Consider the following 17,638-nt stretch of genomic DNA (forward strand, 5'->3'; position numbering starts at 1 on the left):
ACAGTGACCTCAGACAGCCCGAGCGACCTGTTCGGCGCCGCGTCCGCGGCGGCCCGCGACGACCAGCCGCCCACGGCCGGCGGCGCCCCGCTCGCTGCCAGGATGCGGCCCCGCACCCTCGACGAGGTGCGTGGGCAGGCGGCCGTCCTGCGCCCCGGGAGCCCGCTCCGGCGTCTCATCGAGGGCTCGGGCGGTGCCGCCGGGCCGCTCTCGGCGATCATCTGGGGACCGCCCGGCACCGGCAAGACCACACTCGCGCACCTGGTCGCAACCGCGGCCGACCGCCGGTTCGTCGAGCTGTCTGCCGTCACCGCCGGCGTGCGGGATGTCCGGGCCGTCATGGACGGCGCCGTCCGCGAGCGGGATCTCTACGACCGGCAGACCGTGCTCTTCCTCGACGAGATCCACCGCTTCACCAAGGCGCAGCAGGACGCGCTGCTGCCCGGTGTCGAGAACAGGACCGTCATCCTCGTCGCGGCTACCACCGAGAACCCCTCCTTCAGCGTCATCGCACCGCTGCTCTCTCGATCGGTGCTCGTGACGCTGGAGTCGCTGTCCGACGAGGACATCGCGGACCTGGTCACCGCGGCACTCACCGACGAGCGCGGCTTCGACGGCGCCCACACCCTCGACGACGAGGCCCTCGCGCACATCGTCCGGATCGCCGGGGGAGACGCTCGCCGCGCGCTCACCTCGCTCGAGGCCGCCGCCGGCGTCGCGCTGGACGCCGAGCCGCCCGGTCGATCCACGGATGAGCCGGTCGCGATCACCCTCGCGCACGTGGTGCAGGCGGTGGCTCACGCCGCGGTTCGTTACGACCGGGCGGGCGACCAGCACTACGACGTCGCGAGCGCGCTCATCAAGTCGATGCGCGGCAGTGACGTCGACGCGGCGCTGCACTACCTGGCGCGGATGCTGGAGGCGGGGGAGGACCCCCGCTTCATCGCCCGCCGCATCGTCATCTCGGCGAGCGAGGACGTCGGGATGGCCGACCCCACGGCCCTGCAGACCGCGGTGGCCGCGATGCACGCCGTGGCGCAGATCGGTATGCCGGAGGCGCGGATCATCCTGGCCCAGGCGGTCGTGCACAACGCCCTCGCACCCAAGTCAAATGCGGCATACCTCGGCATCAACGAGGCCATCGCCGACATCCGCGCGGGGCGCGGGGGGCCGGTCCCGGCCCATCTGCGGGGGAGCGGGTATGCCGGGGCGGAGCGTCTCGGACACGGTGCGGGCTACGTGTACGCCCACGACGAGCCCGATGCCGTGGCGCGGCAGCAGTACCTGCCCGACGACCTGCACGACCAGGTCGGCTACTACCGCCCGACGGGGCGGGGCTTCGAGGAGCGCCTCCAGGCCCGATGGGAGTGGCTGGCGGGACGGCTGGGGCGCACGCGCGGCGAGTGACCCGTGTTACCAGCCGGATCCGTGGGGCCCTGATCCAGCGTTTCGAGCCCCGCTCGTCGATTGTTTCGGGGCTATAGCACTTCGACGTACATTGTGTGGCGCGGATGGGTTCAGGGTAACGATTTGTCATCCATGGTCGTCTCGACCTTTGGACGGGCCCACACTGTATGGCAGGGTGACTCCGTCCCGGGCGAGGGTGGCACGCGAGACGGAGAGAGTCCGACGCGTCCGCTGCCAGGGAGGGCGAGCGATACGTCGCCCGTCGAGATGTGATCCCACAAGGATGGAGACAACGCGTTGAACGCAATGCCGGGGCCTGCGGCCGGAACGCTGACCGAGGCATCCGAGGAGACCGCTTCGACCACGTCACCTCAGCACAAGGATGTACGCACCGGCCGGTCACCCGGCCAGGTCGCATGGGACCGCCTCAAGAAGGACAAGGTCGCGATCGTCTGCGCCGTCATCATCCTGCTCTTCATCCTCGTCGCGATCTTCGCGCCGTTCCTGACCTCGCTGCAGGCCGCGGACCCGACGACGGGGCTCAAGGCCAGCCCGGACGCGGTCAACACCAAGATCATCGACTTCAACGGCCTCCCGACCGTCGGCCCGAGCACGGCCCACTGGCTCGGCGTGGAGCCCCGCCTCGGCCGTGACCTGTTCGCCCGCTGGGCCTACGGTGCCCGTCCTTCGCTCATCATCGGGTTCGTCGCGGCCGCGGCCTCGACCCTCATCGGCGTCACGCTCGGCCTCATGGCCGGATACCTCGGTGGCGCCTCCGACCGAGTCATCTCGTGGATCATCGACTTCTTCCTCAGCCTGCCGCTGCTGCTGCTCGTGCTCGCCATCGTGCCGATCATGCAGAAGAGCCTGGCGGCGAACAGCGACCTCACCGCTGACCAGACCTCGCAGATCCGGTTCTGGGTGCTCATCGTGATCCTCTTCGTCTTCGGCTGGATGGGCTTGGCCCGACTCGTCCGAGGTGAGGTCAAGAGCCTCCGCGAGCGGGAGTTCGTCCAAGCCGCCCGGGCCATCGGCGTGCCGACCCGGCAGATCCTCTTCAAGGAGGTTCTGCCCAACCTCGTCGGCCCGATCATCGTCTCGGCCTCGATCGCCGTCCCGCTGTACATCACCCTCGAGGCCACCCTGAGCTACCTCGGTGCGGGCCTCGTCGAGCCCACCGCGTCCTGGGGCCGCACCATCTCGGACGCACAGAACCTCTTCGCCACGTACCCACTGTGGCTCTGGCCCTCGGTCATCGGCCTGTCACTGCTCGTCCTCGCCTTGAGCCTGCTCGGCGACTCGATCCGCGACGCCTTCGACCCCACCAGTCGCCGATAACCCACCCGGTTCGCGGCCAACAGATGTTCCCGGCAAAACGTCGGGACAAGCACAAAAGGGAGCAAACAACAATGCGCTGGACCAAAGTCCTGACCGTGGGAGCCGTCGCTTCCCTCGGCCTTGTCGCGGCCTGCGGCGCCCCGTCCGCCAACAACGGTGGCGCGGGCGGCACGAACGGCGGCAACAAGCCGGTCGATACGGCGGGCGCCGCCCTCGACCCCAACGCCAAGGGCCCGGCCCCGGCTGTCCCGGGCGCCAAGAAGGGTGGCATCCTCACGGTTGCCTACTCCTCGGTTCCGGCCAACATGGACCCGAGCGACCAGTTCTACCAGGACACGGCCGTCATCTTCTCGCTGACGCACCGCGCCCTGACGACCTTCACGATGCGTGACGGCAAGATGGTGCTCGTTCCGGACCTCGCCACCGACCTCGGCAAGGCGTCGGAGGACGGCCTCACCTGGACGTTCACCCTCAAGGACGGCATGAAGTACGAGGACGGCTCGCCGGTCAAGGCTGCGGACATCGTCTTCGCCGCCAAGCGCTCGTTCGACCCCGACCTGGCCGCCAACGGCCCGACCTACCAGCGCGAGTTCTTCAAGAACGGCGCCGACTACCAGGGCCCCTACAAGGGCGACAAGAACTGGAACAGCGTCGAGGCTCCCGACGACAAGACCGTCGTCTTCCACCTCGAGAAGCGTTTCGAGACGCTGCCGTACTTCGTGTCCTTCAACCAGTTCACGCCGATCCCCGAGGCGAAGGACAAGAAGGCCGACTACCAGCTGCACCCGCTCGCCACCGGTCCGTACAAGTTCGACAAGTACACCCCGGGCACCGAGCTCACCCTCGTGCGCAACGACCAGTGGGACCCGAACTCCGACCCGGCGCGCAACAACTACCCCGACGGCTTCCACTTCAAGTGGGGCGTTGACGACCTCAAGACGCAGACCGCCATCCTCGCCTCGAACGGTGAGGACGCCACGTCGCTCAACTGGTCGCCGATCGACTCCTCGCTGATCCCCCAGATCGAGGGCGACAAGAAGGCGCAGTTCGTCGAGGGTCCGTCCTCCTGCGTGATCATGGTCAACATGGACGCCCGCAAGATCCCGATCGCGGTCCGCAAGGCGATCGCCGTGGCGTACCCGTTCGACTCGATGCACAAGGCGCTCGGCGAGACCTCGCACTCGTTCACGCCGGCCAGCACGATGGTCCCGCCGCAGATCCCGGGCCACCTGCCCTACGTGGCCGAGGCCGCTCCGGGCTTCAAGATGAACGGCCAGGGCGACGGCGACCCGGCCAAGGCCAAGGAGATGCTGGCTGCGGCCGGCTACGGCGCCGACAAGCCGTTCGAGCTCACGTACTACTACACGAACGACGACGACTCGGCGCAGAAGGCCAACCAGGTCCGCAAGCAGGCCTTCCAGGCCGCCGGCTTCAAGGTCACCGACATCGGTGTCCCGAACGCCGAGCGTCGCAAGCTCATCGGTGACCCCAAGGGCAAGCACAACATGCTCCAGTCGCCGCGTGGCTGGTGCTTCGACTGGCCGTCGGCCGACTCGATCATCCCGCCCACCGTCGGCACCATCGCCCTCTCGCAGGGTGGCACGACGTTCGGTAACTTCTCCGACGCCAAGATCGACTCCGAGATCAAGCGCATCCAGCAGCTCTCGATCACGGAGCAGGGCCCGGAGTGGGGCAAGATGGACAAGTGGCTCACGGAGAACTACCTCCTGGCCATCCCGGACTACTACGACAAGGGCAACTCGGTCTTCGGGACCAAGGTCCACAACGTCATGAACAACCCCAACAAGGGCATGCCGGAGATCACCCAGATCTGGCTGGACCAGTAAGACGGCAGTGACAGCCCTCCTTCGGGAGAGCAAGATCTGAACCGATAGCCGCGGTGGGGGTCCGGGTATCCCGGGCCCCCACTATCGGCGCCCACCCTCGTTCCGGGAAGGTAAACCACCCCGTGCTCACCTACATCCTCAGGCGTCTGGCTCTCGCTCTGAGCGTCATCCTGGCAACGCTGGTGTCAGCGTTCCTGCTGTTCTTCGCCGCGCCGTCAGACCCGGCGCTCGCGATGTGTCCCGAGACGAAATGCAACCCACAGCGTCTCCAGCAGATCTCGCAGAGCCTCGGCCTCGACAAACCACTGGCCGTGCAGTTCATGGACTACTTCAAGGGCCTGTTCGTCGGTCGCGACTTCGTCTATGCCGGTGACACCGTCCACTGCGGCGCTCCCTGCCTGGGGTTCTCCTTCGTGACCCGGCGCTCGGTCAACGAGGAGCTGTTCACGCGGTTCCCCAACACCTTCGTGCTCGCGATCATGGCCGCCATCGTCTTCGTGACGGTCGGCGTCGCGCTCGGCATCTTCGCGGCGGTGCGCCGCGGCTCCGGCACGGACCGGAGCGTCGTCGGCGCCTCCCAGGTGCTCGGCTCGATCCCGTACTACGTGCTCGCCCTGCTCGTCGCGCTCTACCCGGTCGTGCTCTGGAACATCCTGCCGCAGTACTCGCCGATGTCATCAGGACCTGGACCATACTTCGCCGGAATGCTCGCGCCGGCGCTCATCCTCGGTTTCGTCACCTCGGCCTCATATGTCAGGTACACGCGTAACTCGATGATCGAGACGCTCTCCACCGACTACATCCGAACGGCGCGGTCCAAGGGCATCGGTGAACGGCGGGTGCTGTTCAAGCACGGCTTCCGCGCTGCCATGAGCCCGATCGCCACCATCCTCGGACTCGACCTCGCGGCGCTGCTCACCGGCACGCTCATCACCGAGCAGATCTTCGGCGTCGACGGCATCGGAAAGCGAGGTCTGCAGGCACTGCGCGCGCAGGACCTTCCCGTCATCATGGGCACCGTGCTCATCGGTGCGACCGTGGTCGTGATCATGAACCTCCTCGTCGACATCGCGTACTCCTTCATCGACCCGCGAGTGAGGCTCTCGTGACCGCAACCGCCAACGTCATCCCGACCCAGACGTCCGAGGCGCACCAGGCCGGTGACGTCGTCCTCGACGTCTCTGACCTGTCGGTCGCCTTCCCCACCGAGGAGGGACTGGTCCGGGCCGTCTCGAACCTGTCGTACCAGGCTCGTCTCGGCCGCACCCTCGCCATCGTGGGGGAGTCCGGCTCGGGCAAGTCCGTGTCGAGCATGGCGGTCCTGGGCCTGCACAACCCGAAGCGGACGCAGATCACGGGCAGCATCAAGCTCGACGGCCTGGAGCTCGTCGGGGCACCGCAGTCGACCTTCCAGAAGATCCGCAGCACGAAGGCGGCGATGGTCTTCCAGGACCCGCAGAGCTCGCTGCACCCGTTCCACAAGGTCGGCAAGCAGATCGCCGAGGCCTACCAGGCGCACAACAAGGTGAGCAGGGCCATCGCGGACAAGCGCGCAGTCGAGATGCTCGACCTCGTCGGCATCCCGAACCCGCAGCGACGCGCCAAGCAGTACCCCCATGAGTTCTCGGGCGGCATGCGGCAGCGCGCGATGATCGCGCTGGGTCTGGTGAACAACCCGAAGCTGCTCATCGCCGACGAGCCGACGACCGCCCTCGACGTGACCGTCCAGGCGCAGATCCTCGACCTCGTCAACGAGCTCCAGAAGGAGTTCGGCAGCGCGGTCATCCTCATCACCCACGACCTCGCGGTCGTCGCGGAGACCGCCGACGACATCCTCGTGATGTATGCCGGTCGTGGCGTGGAGAAGGGCAGTGCCAAGGAGGTGCTCGCGCAGCCGTCGATGCCGTACACCTACGGCCTGCTCCAGTCGCTGCCGTCGCACTCGGAGGACCTCGACGAGCTCAAGGCGATCCCGGGCGCGCCGCCCAGCCTGCTCAACCTTCCCAAGGGCTGCTCCTTCCACCCGCGCTGCGCCTTCAAGGACCAGGTCGAGGGTGACGCATGCTTCACCGTCCTGCCGGAGTGGCGCCCGACCCCGGGCCTGACCAACCGAGAGATCCGCTGTCACCTGGCCGACCCCGTGGCCACGCTGCAGCACGACGAGGGAGTCCGATGACCACCCAGGAGACTGTTCCGGCCCCGGCGCCGTCCGACGCCTCGCGTGCCCCACTGCTCAAGGTCACGGACCTCCAGCGCTACTTCCCGTTCCGTGAGGTGCAGGGCCTGAAGATGGTGCGCGCGACGGTCAAGGCCGTCGACGGCATCAGCTTCACCGTCAAGGAGGGGCAGACCCTCGGCCTGGTGGGCGAGTCCGGTTGTGGCAAGTCGACGACCTCGCGCCTCGTCACCCGTCTCGACGAGCCGACCGCCGGCACCGTCGAGTTCGAGGGCCGCGACATCACGCACCTGAAGGAGAAGGACCTGCGGAGCATCCGGCGCGATGTCCAGATGATCTTCCAGGACCCGTACTCCTCGCTGAACCCCCGCCACACGGTCGGCTCGATCCTGACCACCCCGCTGAACGTGCACGGCCTGCACAAGGGCAAGGAGAAGGCCCGGGTCCAGGAGCTGCTCGAGCTGGTGGGCCTCAACCCGGAGCACATCAACCGCTACCCGTCGGAGTTCTCGGGCGGTCAGCGGCAGCGCATCGGCATCGCCCGCGCCCTGGCGGTGGAGCCGAAGCTGATCATCGCCGACGAGCCGGTCTCGGCCCTTGACGTCTCGATCCAGGCGCAGGTGATGAACCTGCTCGCCAAGCTTCGCGACGAGCTCGACCTGGCCTTCATCTTCGTCGCCCACGACCTCGGCGTGGTGCGCCACTTCTGCGACCAGGTCGCAGTCATGTACCTCGGCAAGATCGTCGAGTACGGCGACAAGAAGAAGATCTACGAGTCGCCCGAACACCCGTACACCCAGGCCCTGCTGTCCGCGGCTCCCGACATCAACGTCGCCCGCGGCATCGCGCCCAAGGAGCGGATCCGCCTCGTCGGTGACGTCCCGAGCCCGATCGACCCGCCGAGCGGCTGCCGCTTCCGCACCCGGTGCTGGAAGGCCCAGGAGATCTGCGCCCAGCAGGAGCCTCCGCTGCTGGCCTCCGAGGCCGAGCTGTCGACCCGTGGCCGGCGCGAAGGCGGCCTGCACACCCAGGCCTGCCACTTCCCCGAGGTCAAGACCGACCTCGTCGCGGAGGTCGAGCACAGCGCCTGACCTCGTGCCGGTCACCGCATCACGCAGCTGTGCCGCTGGGTCGGCTTCCACCTGGGAGCCGGCCCAGCGGCATACCGGGTCGGTTCGGCGTGGCTCGATGCGCCTGCGGACGGCTCCGATGCGCTCACAACGCGCTGGGAATGGCCCGTCCGGGTCCGTTAGGGTTGAATGCAGCGGCGCGGACGACCGGGCCGGCGAGTCGAAGGACGGACACGTGGTGGACCTGCTCCAAGTGGTGAGCGCGAGCCGGTGGAGGCGAGCTCCCCGGGGGTCAGTCGCGCCCGAGTGAGGCGCTCCGGACTGACCCCGCCCCGACCCACCTGCACCCCCGATCCACCCAAGGACTCAACCATGGAAACCGCTGAGATCAGGCGTCGCTGGCTCTCGTTCTTCGGCAGCCGCGGCCACACCGTCGTGTCGAGCGCGCCGCTCGTTCACGAGGACCCCAACCTGCTGTTCGTCAATGCCGGCATGGTCCCGTTCAAGCCGTACTTCCTCGGCCAGGAGACGCCGCAGTTCAGCCGGGCCACCAGCGTCCAGAAGTGCGTGCGCACCCTCGACATCGAGGAGGTCGGCAAGACCACCCGCCACGGCACGTTCTTCCAGATGAACGGCAACTTCTCCTTCGGCGACTACTTCAAGGAAGGCGCGATCGAGCTCGCCTGGGAGCTGGTCACGCGCAGCCAGCGCGAGGGCGGGTACGGCTTCGAGGAGAAGGACCTCTACGCCTCCGTCTACCACGAGGACGACGAGGCGATCCAGCTCTGGAAGCGGGTCGCGGGGCTGCCCGACGACCGCATCGTCCGGCTCGGCAAGAAGGACAACTACTGGAACATGGGCGTGCCCGGCCCGGGCGGCCCCTGCTCGGAGATCCTCATCGACCGGGGCCCGGAGTTCGGCGCCGACCGCGACTGGGAGGCGGGTGACCGGTACCTCGAGTTCTGGAACCTCGTCTTCATGCAGGACGACCTGTCCGCCGTGCGGTCGAAGGAAGACTTCGACATCGCCGGGCCACTGCCCAAGCGCAACATCGACACCGGCATGGGCCTGGAGCGGGTCGCGTACCTGCTCCAGGGCGTCGACAACATCTACGAGATCGACGAGATCTTCCCGGTCATCTCGGCGGCCGAGGACCTGACGGGCCGCCGCTATGGCGCGAACCACGAGGACGACGTCCGCTTCCGCGTGGTCGCGGACCACGTGCGGTCCGCGCTCATGCTGATCGGCGACGGCGTCACCCCGGGCAACGAGGGCCGTGGCTATGTCCTACGTCGGCTGCTGCGCCGGGCCGTGCGCTCGATGCGGCTCCTCGGCGTCGACGCGCCCACGCTCGAGCACCTGCTCCCAGTCAGCGTCGAGCGCATGAAGGCGTCCTACCCCGAGCTGGAGACCGACTTCCGCCGGATCGGCGAGGTCGCGTACACCGAGGAGGAGGCGTTCCGACGCACCCTGTCGGCCGGCACGACGATCCTCGACTCGGCGGTCGCGCGGGCGAGGTCCGCGGGCTCGACGACCCTCGGCGGTGCGGAGGCCTTCGCTCTGCACGACACCTACGGGTTCCCCATCGACCTCACGCTGGAGATGGCGCAGGAGCAAGGGCTTCAGGTCGACGAGCCGGGCTTCCGCCGGCTCATGGCCGAGCAGCGCGACCGCGCCAAGGCGGACGCGAAGGCCAAGAAGAGCGCGCACGGTGACACGACGGTCTACCGTCAGGTCGCCGACGCGCTGGGTCGCGACGTCGAGTTCACGGGGTACGACCAGACCGTGACCGACGCACGAGTACGCGGGCTGATCCGGGACGGCGTCGTCGTGGACCGCGTCGTGGCGGGCGACGACATCGAGATCGTCCTGGACCGCACGCCCCTCTACGCCGAGTCCGGTGGCCAGCAGGCCGACCACGGCCGCATCCGCCTCGGCAACGGAGCGTTGATCGAGGTCAAGGACGTCCAGCGTCCGATCACGGGCCTGGTCGTCCACCGTGCGACGGTGCTCGAGGGCGAGGGTGCGGTCGGTGAGGACGCGGAGGCCGAGGTCGACGTCGTGCGGCGCCGGTCGGTCTCGCGTGCGCACACCGCGACGCACATGGTCCACCAGGCGCTGCGCGACGAGCTCGGCCCGACCGCGACGCAGGCCGGGTCGGAGAACTCCCCGGGGCGGCTGCGCTTCGACTTCCGATCCCTGCAGGCGGTGCCGGACGCGGCGATGGGGCAGATCGAGGCGCAGATCAACTCGATCCTGCTCGACGACCTGCCGGTGACCGCGGACGTCATGGCGCTCGACAGCGCGAAGCAGCTGGGCGCGATGGCGCTGTTCGGCGAGAAGTACGGCGAGCGGGTGCGCGTCGTATCCATCGGTGACTGGTCGCGGGAGCTGTGCGTCGGCACGCACACCCCGCGGGTCGGCCAGATCGGGGTCGTCAAGCTGCTCGGCGAGTCGTCGATCGGCTCTGGTGTTCGTCGAGTCGAGGCTCTCGTGGGCGCGGACGCCTACACCCATCTGGCCCGGGAGGCGGCGATCGTCAGCCAGCTCACCGACTCGCTCGGCGTGCGCCGGGACGAGCTGCCGGACCGCATCGCGGGCATCCTGACCCGACTGCGCGACGCGGAGAAGGAGATCGCCTCCATCCGGCAGGCCCAGGTCCTCGGCGCCGCTGCGGGCCTGGTGGCCAGCGCGCGCGACATCACCGGTGTGAGGTTCGTGAGCCACGACGCGGGGGAGGGCGTGTCCGGCGACGAGCTTCGCGCGCTGGTCATCGACGTGCGCGCCCGGCTCGGCAACGAGCGTCCCGCGCTCGTGTCGATGGCTGCCGTCGCAAACGGACGCCCGATCGTCATCGTGGCCACGAACGACCTCGCCCGCCAGGCCGGGCTCAAGGCGGGCACCTTCGTCAAGATCGCCGCCCAGACCCTGGGTGGCGGTGGCGGCGGCAAGGACGACCTCGCCCAGGGAGGTGGCACCGACGCCACCAAGGTGTCGATGGCGCTCGGAGCCGTCGAGGACGCGCTGCGGAGCCGAGGCGCCTGACCGGTGTCCTCCCATCGCACCCGTCCGGGGGCACGCATCGGCGTCGACGTGGGCAACGCCCGCGTCGGCGTCGCCGCGTCTGACCCGACTGCGACCTTCGCCCACCCGGTGCGGACCGTCCCCCGCGACGTCGCGGGTGCGTCCGACCTTGCGGCAATCGTGTCGCTCGTGGAGGAGCTGGGTGCCGTGGAGGTGGTCGTCGGACTGCCGCGGCTGTTGTCCGGCCAGGAGGGCGCGTCCGCCCAGGAGGCTCGGCTCTTCGCCGTTCAGCTGGCAGCCACGCTGGGTAATGTGTCGGTGCGGCTTGTCGACGAGCGCTTGACCACTGTCGACGCGCACCGCAGACTACGCGACAGCGGAGTGCCCGGTCGCGGCCAGCGGGCTGTGGTCGACCAAGCGGCCGCGGTGCTCATCCTGCAGGGCGCCCTCGACACTGAGGCGCACACCGGCAGGCCCCCAGGGGAGACCGTCACCCCCGGCGGGAAAAGGAAGAAGGAACGTCGTCGATGAAGGACCATCTCGAATCGTCCATCTTTGGCGACCAGGAGGACACTCTCGAGCACGTCGAGCCTGCGGCCCCGGCGCCGATGACGCGGCGTGAGGCACGTGAGGCCGAGCTGGCTGCACGCAAGCAGACCAAGCGGCCCAAGGGCAAGCCGTCGGTCCTTCGGCGGATCCTCGTCATCGTGCTCGCACTCGCCCTGATCGGCGGCGGTGTCGCCGTGGCATACAAGGCACTGCGCCCGGTGGTCGAGAGCTTCCTGGAGGCCAACGACTACCCCGGCCCCGGGGACGGCGACGTCAAGGTGACCGTCGAGCAGGGCGCCGGCGGCACCGCGATCGCCAAGGCCCTCGTCGACGCCGGCGTCGTCAAGTCGACCAAGGCCTTCATCGAAGCCGCCAACGCCGAGCCCAAGAGTGCCGGGATCCAGCCCGGCGTGTACGACATGAAGAAGCAGATGAAGTCGTCCGACGCGCTCGCGATCCTCATCGACCCCAAGAACCGCATCGTCACCCGGGTGACCATCCCGGAGGGCCTCTGGGCCAGCGAGATCTTCGCTCGCCTGTCCAAGGCGTCGGGCATCCCGGTCGCCCAGTACGCAGCGGCGGCCAAGCAGGTGAAGCAGATCGGACTGCCGGCCGCAGCAAAGGGCAACATCGAGGGCTACCTGTTCCCCGCGAGCTACGAGTTCGGGCCTTCGTCCTCAGCTGTCGACCAGCTCAAGCAGATGATCGCGGAGTCGACCAAGCGCCTCGATGCCCTTGGCATCACGGCGGACCAGATGGAGCGCACGGTCACCGTGGCGAGCCTCGTCGAGGGCGAGGCCCGCACCGAGGCGGACCAGGCAAAGGTGGCTCGGGTCATCGAGAACCGCCTCGCCCAGAAGATGTCGCTCGGCCTCGACTCGACCGTCAACTACATCTTCAAGAAGCGCGGCGTGCCTACCCAGGACATGCTCGACAGCAGCAACCCCTACAACACCCGTCGGTTCACGGGGTTGCCGCCCGGCCCGATCGGCAACCCCGGTGAGAGCGCGCTGACCGCCGCCGCGAGTCCGCCGGCGGGCCCCTGGCTGTACTTCGTCACCGTCAACCTCGACACGGGCGAGACGAAGTTCGCCACGACGTACCAGGAGCACCAGCAGTTCGTCCAGGAGTTCCAGGACTGGTGCGCCGCCAACAAGGGCAAGTGCTGACCGGCCGCGCGGCCTCGCGCTGCGCCGTCTGGGGGAGGCCTGTCGAGCACTCGCTGTCCCCGGTCCTGCACCGGGCGGCATACGACGCGCTCGGACTCGACGACTGGTCGTACGACCGGCGAGAGGTCGACGAGGCAGGCTTCGCCGACGCCCTCGCGGGCCTGGACGGGACCTGGCGCGGGTTGTCCCTGACGATGCCGCTGAAGGTGGCGGCCCTCGCTGCTGCGGCTCACGCGTCCTCGACGGCGCGCGCCGCCGGTGGGGCGAACACGCTGGTGCGTGTGGAGTCTGGCTGGTCCGCGCACAACACCGACGTCGAAGGCATCCAGGCGGCCCTGGGCGAGCACGGTGTCACCCACGTGGACCACGCCGTGGTCGTCGGCTCCGGCGCCACGGCGCGATCGGCCGTGCTCGCGCTCGCCGCTGCGGGACTGGGCCGTGTGACCTTCATGGTGCGGGCCGCGGTCCGTCCCGAGACCGTCGACCTGACCGAAGCGCTGGGGCTGGAGGTCGACGCGGTCGAGATCGGCGACTGGCCGACCGATGCTGACGTCATCGTCTCGACGGTGCCGCCGGCCGGCCTGGCCGCGGCGGCACCACCTCCAGTCGTGCAGCGACGGCTGCAGCGTCCCCGAGTGCTCCTCGATGTCGTCTACGGTGCCGGCACGACGCCGGTCCAGCTGGCCGCGGCCGAGCGCGGCTGGACCCTGGTGCCCGGTACCGACATGCTGCTGCACCAGGCGGCCGCCCAGGTCCGGCTCATGACGGGCCGCGAGGCCCCGCTCGGCGCCATGCGCGACGCGCTGCACGAGGCGCTCGCCCGGCGCGGCTCGAGCCCGGCCCCACCGCCGCGAGCATGACCTGGGTCGAGTCGCCGGCGACACCCTGGTGGTTCGTCGTGGCGGTGACCCTGGCCGGGCTCGCGATGGGGGAGGTGCTGCGTCGCCGCCTCGCATCCGGTGGCTACCGGCTCGACGACGAGACCGGCCGCGGGCCGCGCGTCTCCACGTATGCCGTCACGGTCGGGCTCGGCCTGCTGTGGGGCCTGCTGGCGTGGCGCTTCGGTCCCGAGTCGCAGTGGGCGCTCTCGCCGGCATACCTCGGCTTCGCTTTCGTCGCGGTCGCCCTGGCGTGGATCGACGCCGACGTGCACCGGCTCCCCCGAGGGCTGACCTACCCGGCGTACCCGATGCTCGTGGGCCAGCTCGCCCTCGCGTCGCTGGCGTCGGGAGACTGGGGGGCGCTGCGCCGAGCGGCCATCGCCGGCGCCGTGCTGTGGCTCGTCTACTTCCTGCTCGCCCTCGCCGCCGCCCTGCTGGGCAGCGGGTTCGGCTTCGGCGACGTCACGCTCGCCGGCCTCGTCGGTCTCTCGACCGGTTATCTCAGCGTGACCACGACGCTCGTGGCCTCGTGGACTGCGTTCATCCTGGCCGGCCTCTACGGCCTCTCCCGGCTGCTGTTGCGCAGGGGCACCAGGAAGGACGACATCGCCTTCGGCCCGTGGATGCTCGTCGGACTCCTCCTGTCGTTGTTCGCCGAGGTCCACCTCGTCTGACGCGCGCCGTCCGCGTCGCGGGCGGCCCGGCTGGGCCCGGAACCAGCGTGGGAGGATCGAGACATGTTGCGTTGGTTGACGGCCGGTGAGTCGCACGGCCCCGCGCTGGTCGCGGTCCTCGAGGGGCTGCCTGCGGGGGTCGAGGTGGGCGCCAAGGACCTGCAGGCCGCCCTTTCGCGCCGCCGGCTCGGTTACGGCCGCGGAGCCCGGATGAAGTTCGAGCAGGACGAGGTCGAGTTCCTCGGCGGGCTCAGGCACGGGGTCACGATCGGCTCGCCCATCGCGGTCCGCATCGGCAACAGCGAGTGGCCGAAGTGGACGACCGTCATGAGCCCCGAGGCCGTCTCGGAAGAGGCGTATGCCGCCGCCGACGATGTCAACGCGGAGAAGGAGATCGCCCGCAACAGGGCGCTGACCCGCCCCCGCCCTGGGCACGCGGACCTCGTCGGCATGCAGAAGTACGGTCACACCGACGCCCGTCCGGTGCTCGAGCGTGCGTCCGCGCGCGAGACTGCCGCGCGCGTCGCGCTCGGGGAGGTTGCCGCCCGCTTCCTGGAGCAGGCCTACGGCATCCGGCTCGTGTCGCACACGGTGTCCATCGGTCGCGCAGAGGTCGCTTCCGGGGCCCTGGTGCCTACCCCCGACGACGTCGAGCGACTCGACGCCGACCCGGTGCGTGCGTTCGACACCGACGGGTCGGCCGCGATGGTGGCCGAGGTGGACGCGGCGCGCAAGGACGGCGACACCCTCGGCGGCGTCGTCGAGGTCCTCGCCTACGGCCTGCCGCCGGGCCTGGGCTCGCACGTCCACTGGGACCGCCGTCTCGACGGCCGGCTGGCGCAGGCGCTCATGAGCATCCAGGCGATCAAGGGTGTCGAGGTCGGCGACGGCTTCGAGACCGCACGCCGCAGGGGGTCGGAGGCGCACGACGAGATGGACCTCGTCGAGGGTGCGATCGTCCGGCGCACCGGCCGCGCCGGGGGCACCGAAGGTGGGATGTCGACGGGGCAGCCGCTCCGGGTGCGCGCCGCGATGAAGCCGATCAGCACCGTTCCGAGGGCGCTCGCGACCGTCGACGTCGCCACCGGCGAGGCGGCCACGGCCATCCACCAGCGCTCGGACGTCTGCGCCGTCCCTGCGGCGGGCGTCGTCGCCGAGGCCATGGTGGCGCTGGTCCTCGCGCAGGCCTGCCTCGAGAAGTTCGGCGGCGACTCGGTCGCCGAGACCTCGCGCAACCATGCGGCATACCTCGCCGCCGTCCCGGAGGGGCTGCGCACGTGGTGACGCCAGCGTCCGCCCGGCCCGTCGCGGTCGTGGTCGGCCCGCCGGGTGCCGGCAAGACGACGGTGGGTCGTGCGCTCGCCGACCGGCTCGGCGTCGAGTTCCACGATGTCGACGCCGCCATCGAGGCGGCGCAGGGCCGCTCCATCTCCGACATCTTCGTCGACGACGGTGAGCCGTTCTTCCGCGACCTCGAGCGCGCCGAGGTGGCGCGCTCGCTCGAGCAGGAGCGGGGCGTCGTCGCGCTCGGCGGCGGTGCCGTCATGGACCCGCTGACCGAGGAGGCGCTGGCGGGCCACGTGGTGGTCTTCCTCGAGGTGGCGATCGCCGATGCGAGCAAGCGCATCGGGTTCGACCGCTCGCGACCGCTGCTCTCGGTCAACCCGCGCGCGTCCTGGGTCGCGATGATGAACCACCGCCGCCCGACCTACCACCGCGTCGCGACACTGACGGTGGACACGGCCGGCCGGACACCCGAGGAGGTCGTCGACCTCATCGTGCCGGCGCTCGAAGGGGCGTCGGCGTGACGCTGGCCGAGCCGACGACCATCTCGGTCGGCGGGGACTACGACGTCGTCATCGGCTCGGGAGTGACCGACCGGGTCGGCGGCCTCCTCGGCGTCGGGGTCGACCGGGTGCTCGTCGTGCACCCCCCGACTCTCCCCAAGCTCACGGACCGGGTTGCCGTCGCGCTGCGGCGCCAGGGGTATGCCGTCACCACCGCCGAGGTGCCCGACGCGGAGCCCGCCAAGACAGCAGCCGTCGCCGCTGACCTCTGGGGAACGCTGGGCCGCGAGGGCTTCACCCGTTCTGACGCCGTCGTCGGTGTCGGCGGCGGCACGGTGACCGACGTCGCCGGCTTCGTCGCCGCCACCTGGCTGCGCGGGGTCAAGGTCGTCCAGGTCCCGACGACCCTGCTCGGCATGGTCGACGCCGCGGTCGGGGGCAAGACCGGCATCAACACCGCCGAGGGCAAGAACCTCGTCGGCGCCTTCCACCCGCCCGCTGGGGTGCTGTGCGACGTCGACGCGCTCGCAACCCTCCCGGCTGCCGACCTTGTCGCCGGCCTCGCTGAGGTCGTGAAGTGTGGCTTCATCGCCGACCCGGTGATCCTCGACCTCGTCGAGGCCGACCCGGTGGCGGCACGGCGCGCCGACAACCCGCACCTCACCGAGCTCATCGAGCGGGCCGTGCGGGTCAAGGCCGACGTCGTCGCCGCCGACCTGCGCGAGAGCTCGCTGCGCGAGATCCTCAACTACGGCCACACCTTCGGCCACGCCATCGAGCAGGTCGAGGGGTACCGGTGGCGGCACGGCGAGGCGATCGCGGTCGGGATGGTCTACGTCGCCGAGCTCGCGCGCCTGGCCGGGCATCTCGCCGGGCCGCAAGGCGATGCCCTCGTCGCGCGCCACCGGTCGGTGCTCGCGTCGCTCGGCCTGCCGACCGGCTACCGCGACGACCGCTGGGCGGAGCTGCACCAGGCGATGCGGCGAGACAAGAAGTCCCGCGGGTCGACGCTGCGTTTCGTCGTGCTCGACTCCTTGGCCCACCCCGACCGGCTGGTCGGTCCGAGTGACGACCTGCTGCGAGCGGCATACGACCTCGTCGCCCACCACGCCCCCGACACCGACCAGCAGACCCCGACTCGCGGGCACAGCGCTCACTAGACTTCGCCGCATGACGGCACCGCGGGTCTTCGTCCTGTCCGGCCCCAACCTCAACCGGCTCGGCACGCGCGAGCCGGAGGTGTACGGCTCCGACACGCTCGAGGACATCCACGAGGCGGTCGAGCGCGAAGCGCGCGATCTCGGGCTCGTCGCGGACTGCCGCCAGACCAACCACGAGGGTGTCCTCGTCGACTGGCTCCACGAGGCCGTCGACGCCGGTGCCGACGTCGTGCTGAACCCCGGCGCGTTCACGCACTACTCGTATGCCGTCCGCGACGCCTGCGCGATCGTGACCACGAGCGGCCGCAGCCTCGTCGAGGTGCACCTGTCCAACCCGGCCGCTCGTGAGGAGTTCCGTCACACGTCGGTCGTCGCAGGCGTCGCAACCGGCACGATCGCCGGCTTCGGTCTCCAGTCGTACCTGCTCGCGTTGCGCGCCCTCGTGTAGGGCGCCGGCCGGACTCGGGTCACCGCCACCACCCTGGCCACAGTCACCTCACAGCCGCCGGACAGAGGCACCCTCGGCGGGGCCTCCAGGATCGAGCCAGGCAGGCCC

15 protein-coding genes are annotated in these 17,638 nt (G+C 69.9%); all 15 read left to right on the forward strand.

The annotated features are described in order from the left end of the window. Window positions 1–3: 3 nt before the first annotated feature. Window positions 4–1,407, forward strand: a complete 1,404-nt coding sequence (locus ACYVLP_RS18415) for a replication-associated recombination protein A (RefSeq protein WP_460628790.1) — start codon at window positions 4–6, stop codon at window positions 1,405–1,407. A gap of 306 nt (window positions 1,408–1,713) precedes the next feature. Beyond that, complete coding sequence (locus ACYVLP_RS18420; protein WP_452271503.1) at window positions 1,714–2,745, forward strand: ABC transporter permease; 1,032 nt, start codon at window positions 1,714–1,716, stop codon at window positions 2,743–2,745. 71 nt (window positions 2,746–2,816) lie between these two features. Beyond that, on the forward strand, window positions 2,817–4,592 hold the full coding sequence (locus tag ACYVLP_RS18425; protein ID WP_460628791.1) for an ABC transporter substrate-binding protein: 1,776 nt from the start codon (window positions 2,817–2,819) through the stop codon (window positions 4,590–4,592). A gap of 122 nt (window positions 4,593–4,714) precedes the next feature. Further along, window positions 4,715–5,701, forward strand: coding sequence for an ABC transporter permease (locus ACYVLP_RS18430; protein WP_460628792.1), 987 nt, complete (start codon window positions 4,715–4,717; stop codon window positions 5,699–5,701). Beyond that, a complete protein-coding gene (locus tag ACYVLP_RS18435) occupies window positions 5,698–6,768 on the forward strand; it encodes an ABC transporter ATP-binding protein (protein ID WP_460628793.1) in 1,071 nt (356 codons plus the stop codon). The genes ACYVLP_RS18430 and ACYVLP_RS18435 overlap by 4 nt, the downstream gene beginning before the upstream one ends. After that, window positions 6,765–7,859 carry an ABC transporter ATP-binding protein gene (locus ACYVLP_RS18440; RefSeq protein WP_460628794.1) on the forward strand — a complete coding sequence of 365 codons (1,095 nt, stop codon included), beginning with the start codon at window positions 6,765–6,767 and terminating at the stop codon, window positions 7,857–7,859. The genes ACYVLP_RS18435 and ACYVLP_RS18440 overlap by 4 nt, the downstream gene beginning before the upstream one ends. A gap of 351 nt (window positions 7,860–8,210) precedes the next feature. Next, on the forward strand, window positions 8,211–10,883 hold the full coding sequence (alaS, locus tag ACYVLP_RS18445) for an alanine--tRNA ligase (protein WP_460628795.1): 2,673 nt from the start codon (window positions 8,211–8,213) through the stop codon (window positions 10,881–10,883). Between the two features lie 3 nt (window positions 10,884–10,886). After that, window positions 10,887–11,393, forward strand: coding sequence for a Holliday junction resolvase RuvX (gene ruvX, locus ACYVLP_RS18450; protein ID WP_460628796.1), 507 nt, complete (start codon window positions 10,887–10,889; stop codon window positions 11,391–11,393). Further along, entirely contained in the window at window positions 11,390–12,580 is a 1,191-nt protein-coding gene (gene mltG / locus ACYVLP_RS18455) for an endolytic transglycosylase MltG (RefSeq protein ID WP_460628797.1), read from the forward strand. The genes ruvX and mltG overlap by 4 nt, the downstream gene beginning before the upstream one ends. Then, window positions 12,574–13,440, forward strand: coding sequence for a shikimate dehydrogenase (locus ACYVLP_RS18460; RefSeq protein ID WP_460628798.1), 867 nt, complete (start codon window positions 12,574–12,576; stop codon window positions 13,438–13,440). The genes mltG and ACYVLP_RS18460 overlap by 7 nt, the downstream gene beginning before the upstream one ends. Continuing rightward, a complete protein-coding gene (locus tag ACYVLP_RS18465; RefSeq protein ID WP_460628799.1) occupies window positions 13,437–14,135 on the forward strand; it encodes a prepilin peptidase in 699 nt (232 codons plus the stop codon). Before ACYVLP_RS18460 ends, ACYVLP_RS18465 begins: the two co-directional genes overlap by 4 nt. Before the next feature lie 63 nt (window positions 14,136–14,198). Then, window positions 14,199–15,419, forward strand: coding sequence for a chorismate synthase (aroC, locus tag ACYVLP_RS18470; RefSeq protein ID WP_460628800.1), 1,221 nt, complete (start codon window positions 14,199–14,201; stop codon window positions 15,417–15,419). Next, window positions 15,413–15,943, forward strand: coding sequence for a shikimate kinase (locus ACYVLP_RS18475; RefSeq protein WP_460628801.1), 531 nt, complete (start codon window positions 15,413–15,415; stop codon window positions 15,941–15,943). Before aroC ends, ACYVLP_RS18475 begins: the two co-directional genes overlap by 7 nt. Continuing rightward, entirely contained in the window at window positions 15,940–17,082 is a 1,143-nt protein-coding gene (aroB, locus tag ACYVLP_RS18480) for a 3-dehydroquinate synthase (RefSeq protein ID WP_460628802.1), read from the forward strand. Before ACYVLP_RS18475 ends, aroB begins: the two co-directional genes overlap by 4 nt. Window positions 17,083–17,092: 10 nt before the next feature. Next, window positions 17,093–17,530: a type II 3-dehydroquinate dehydratase gene (gene aroQ, locus ACYVLP_RS18485; protein ID WP_460628803.1), complete on the forward strand. Its 438-nt coding sequence runs from the start codon at window positions 17,093–17,095 to the stop codon at window positions 17,528–17,530. Window positions 17,531–17,638: the final 108 nt, after the last annotated feature.

The sequence above is a fragment of the Intrasporangium mesophilum genome, from assembly GCF_054783095.1.

Excerpts from the sequence above, each read along its gene's own strand:
- ACYVLP_RS18420 (WP_452271503.1), top strand. The coding sequence starts at position 1,714 with ATGCCGGGGCCTGCGGCCGGAACGCTGACCGAGGCATCCGAGGAGACC.
- ACYVLP_RS18425 (WP_460628791.1), top strand. The coding sequence starts at position 2,817 with ATGCGCTGGACCAAAGTCCTGACCGTGGGAGCCGTCGCTTCCCTCGGC.
- ACYVLP_RS18440 (WP_460628794.1), top strand. The coding sequence starts at position 6,765 with ATGACCACCCAGGAGACTGTTCCGGCCCCGGCGCCGTCCGACGCCTCG.
- alaS (WP_460628795.1), top strand. The coding sequence starts at position 8,211 with ATGGAAACCGCTGAGATCAGGCGTCGCTGGCTCTCGTTCTTCGGCAGC.
- mltG (WP_460628797.1), top strand. The coding sequence starts at position 11,390 with ATGAAGGACCATCTCGAATCGTCCATCTTTGGCGACCAGGAGGACACT.
- ACYVLP_RS18465 (WP_460628799.1), top strand. The coding sequence starts at position 13,437 with ATGACCTGGGTCGAGTCGCCGGCGACACCCTGGTGGTTCGTCGTGGCG.
- aroC (WP_460628800.1), top strand. The coding sequence starts at position 14,199 with ATGTTGCGTTGGTTGACGGCCGGTGAGTCGCACGGCCCCGCGCTGGTC.
- aroQ (WP_460628803.1), top strand. The coding sequence starts at position 17,093 with ATGACGGCACCGCGGGTCTTCGTCCTGTCCGGCCCCAACCTCAACCGG.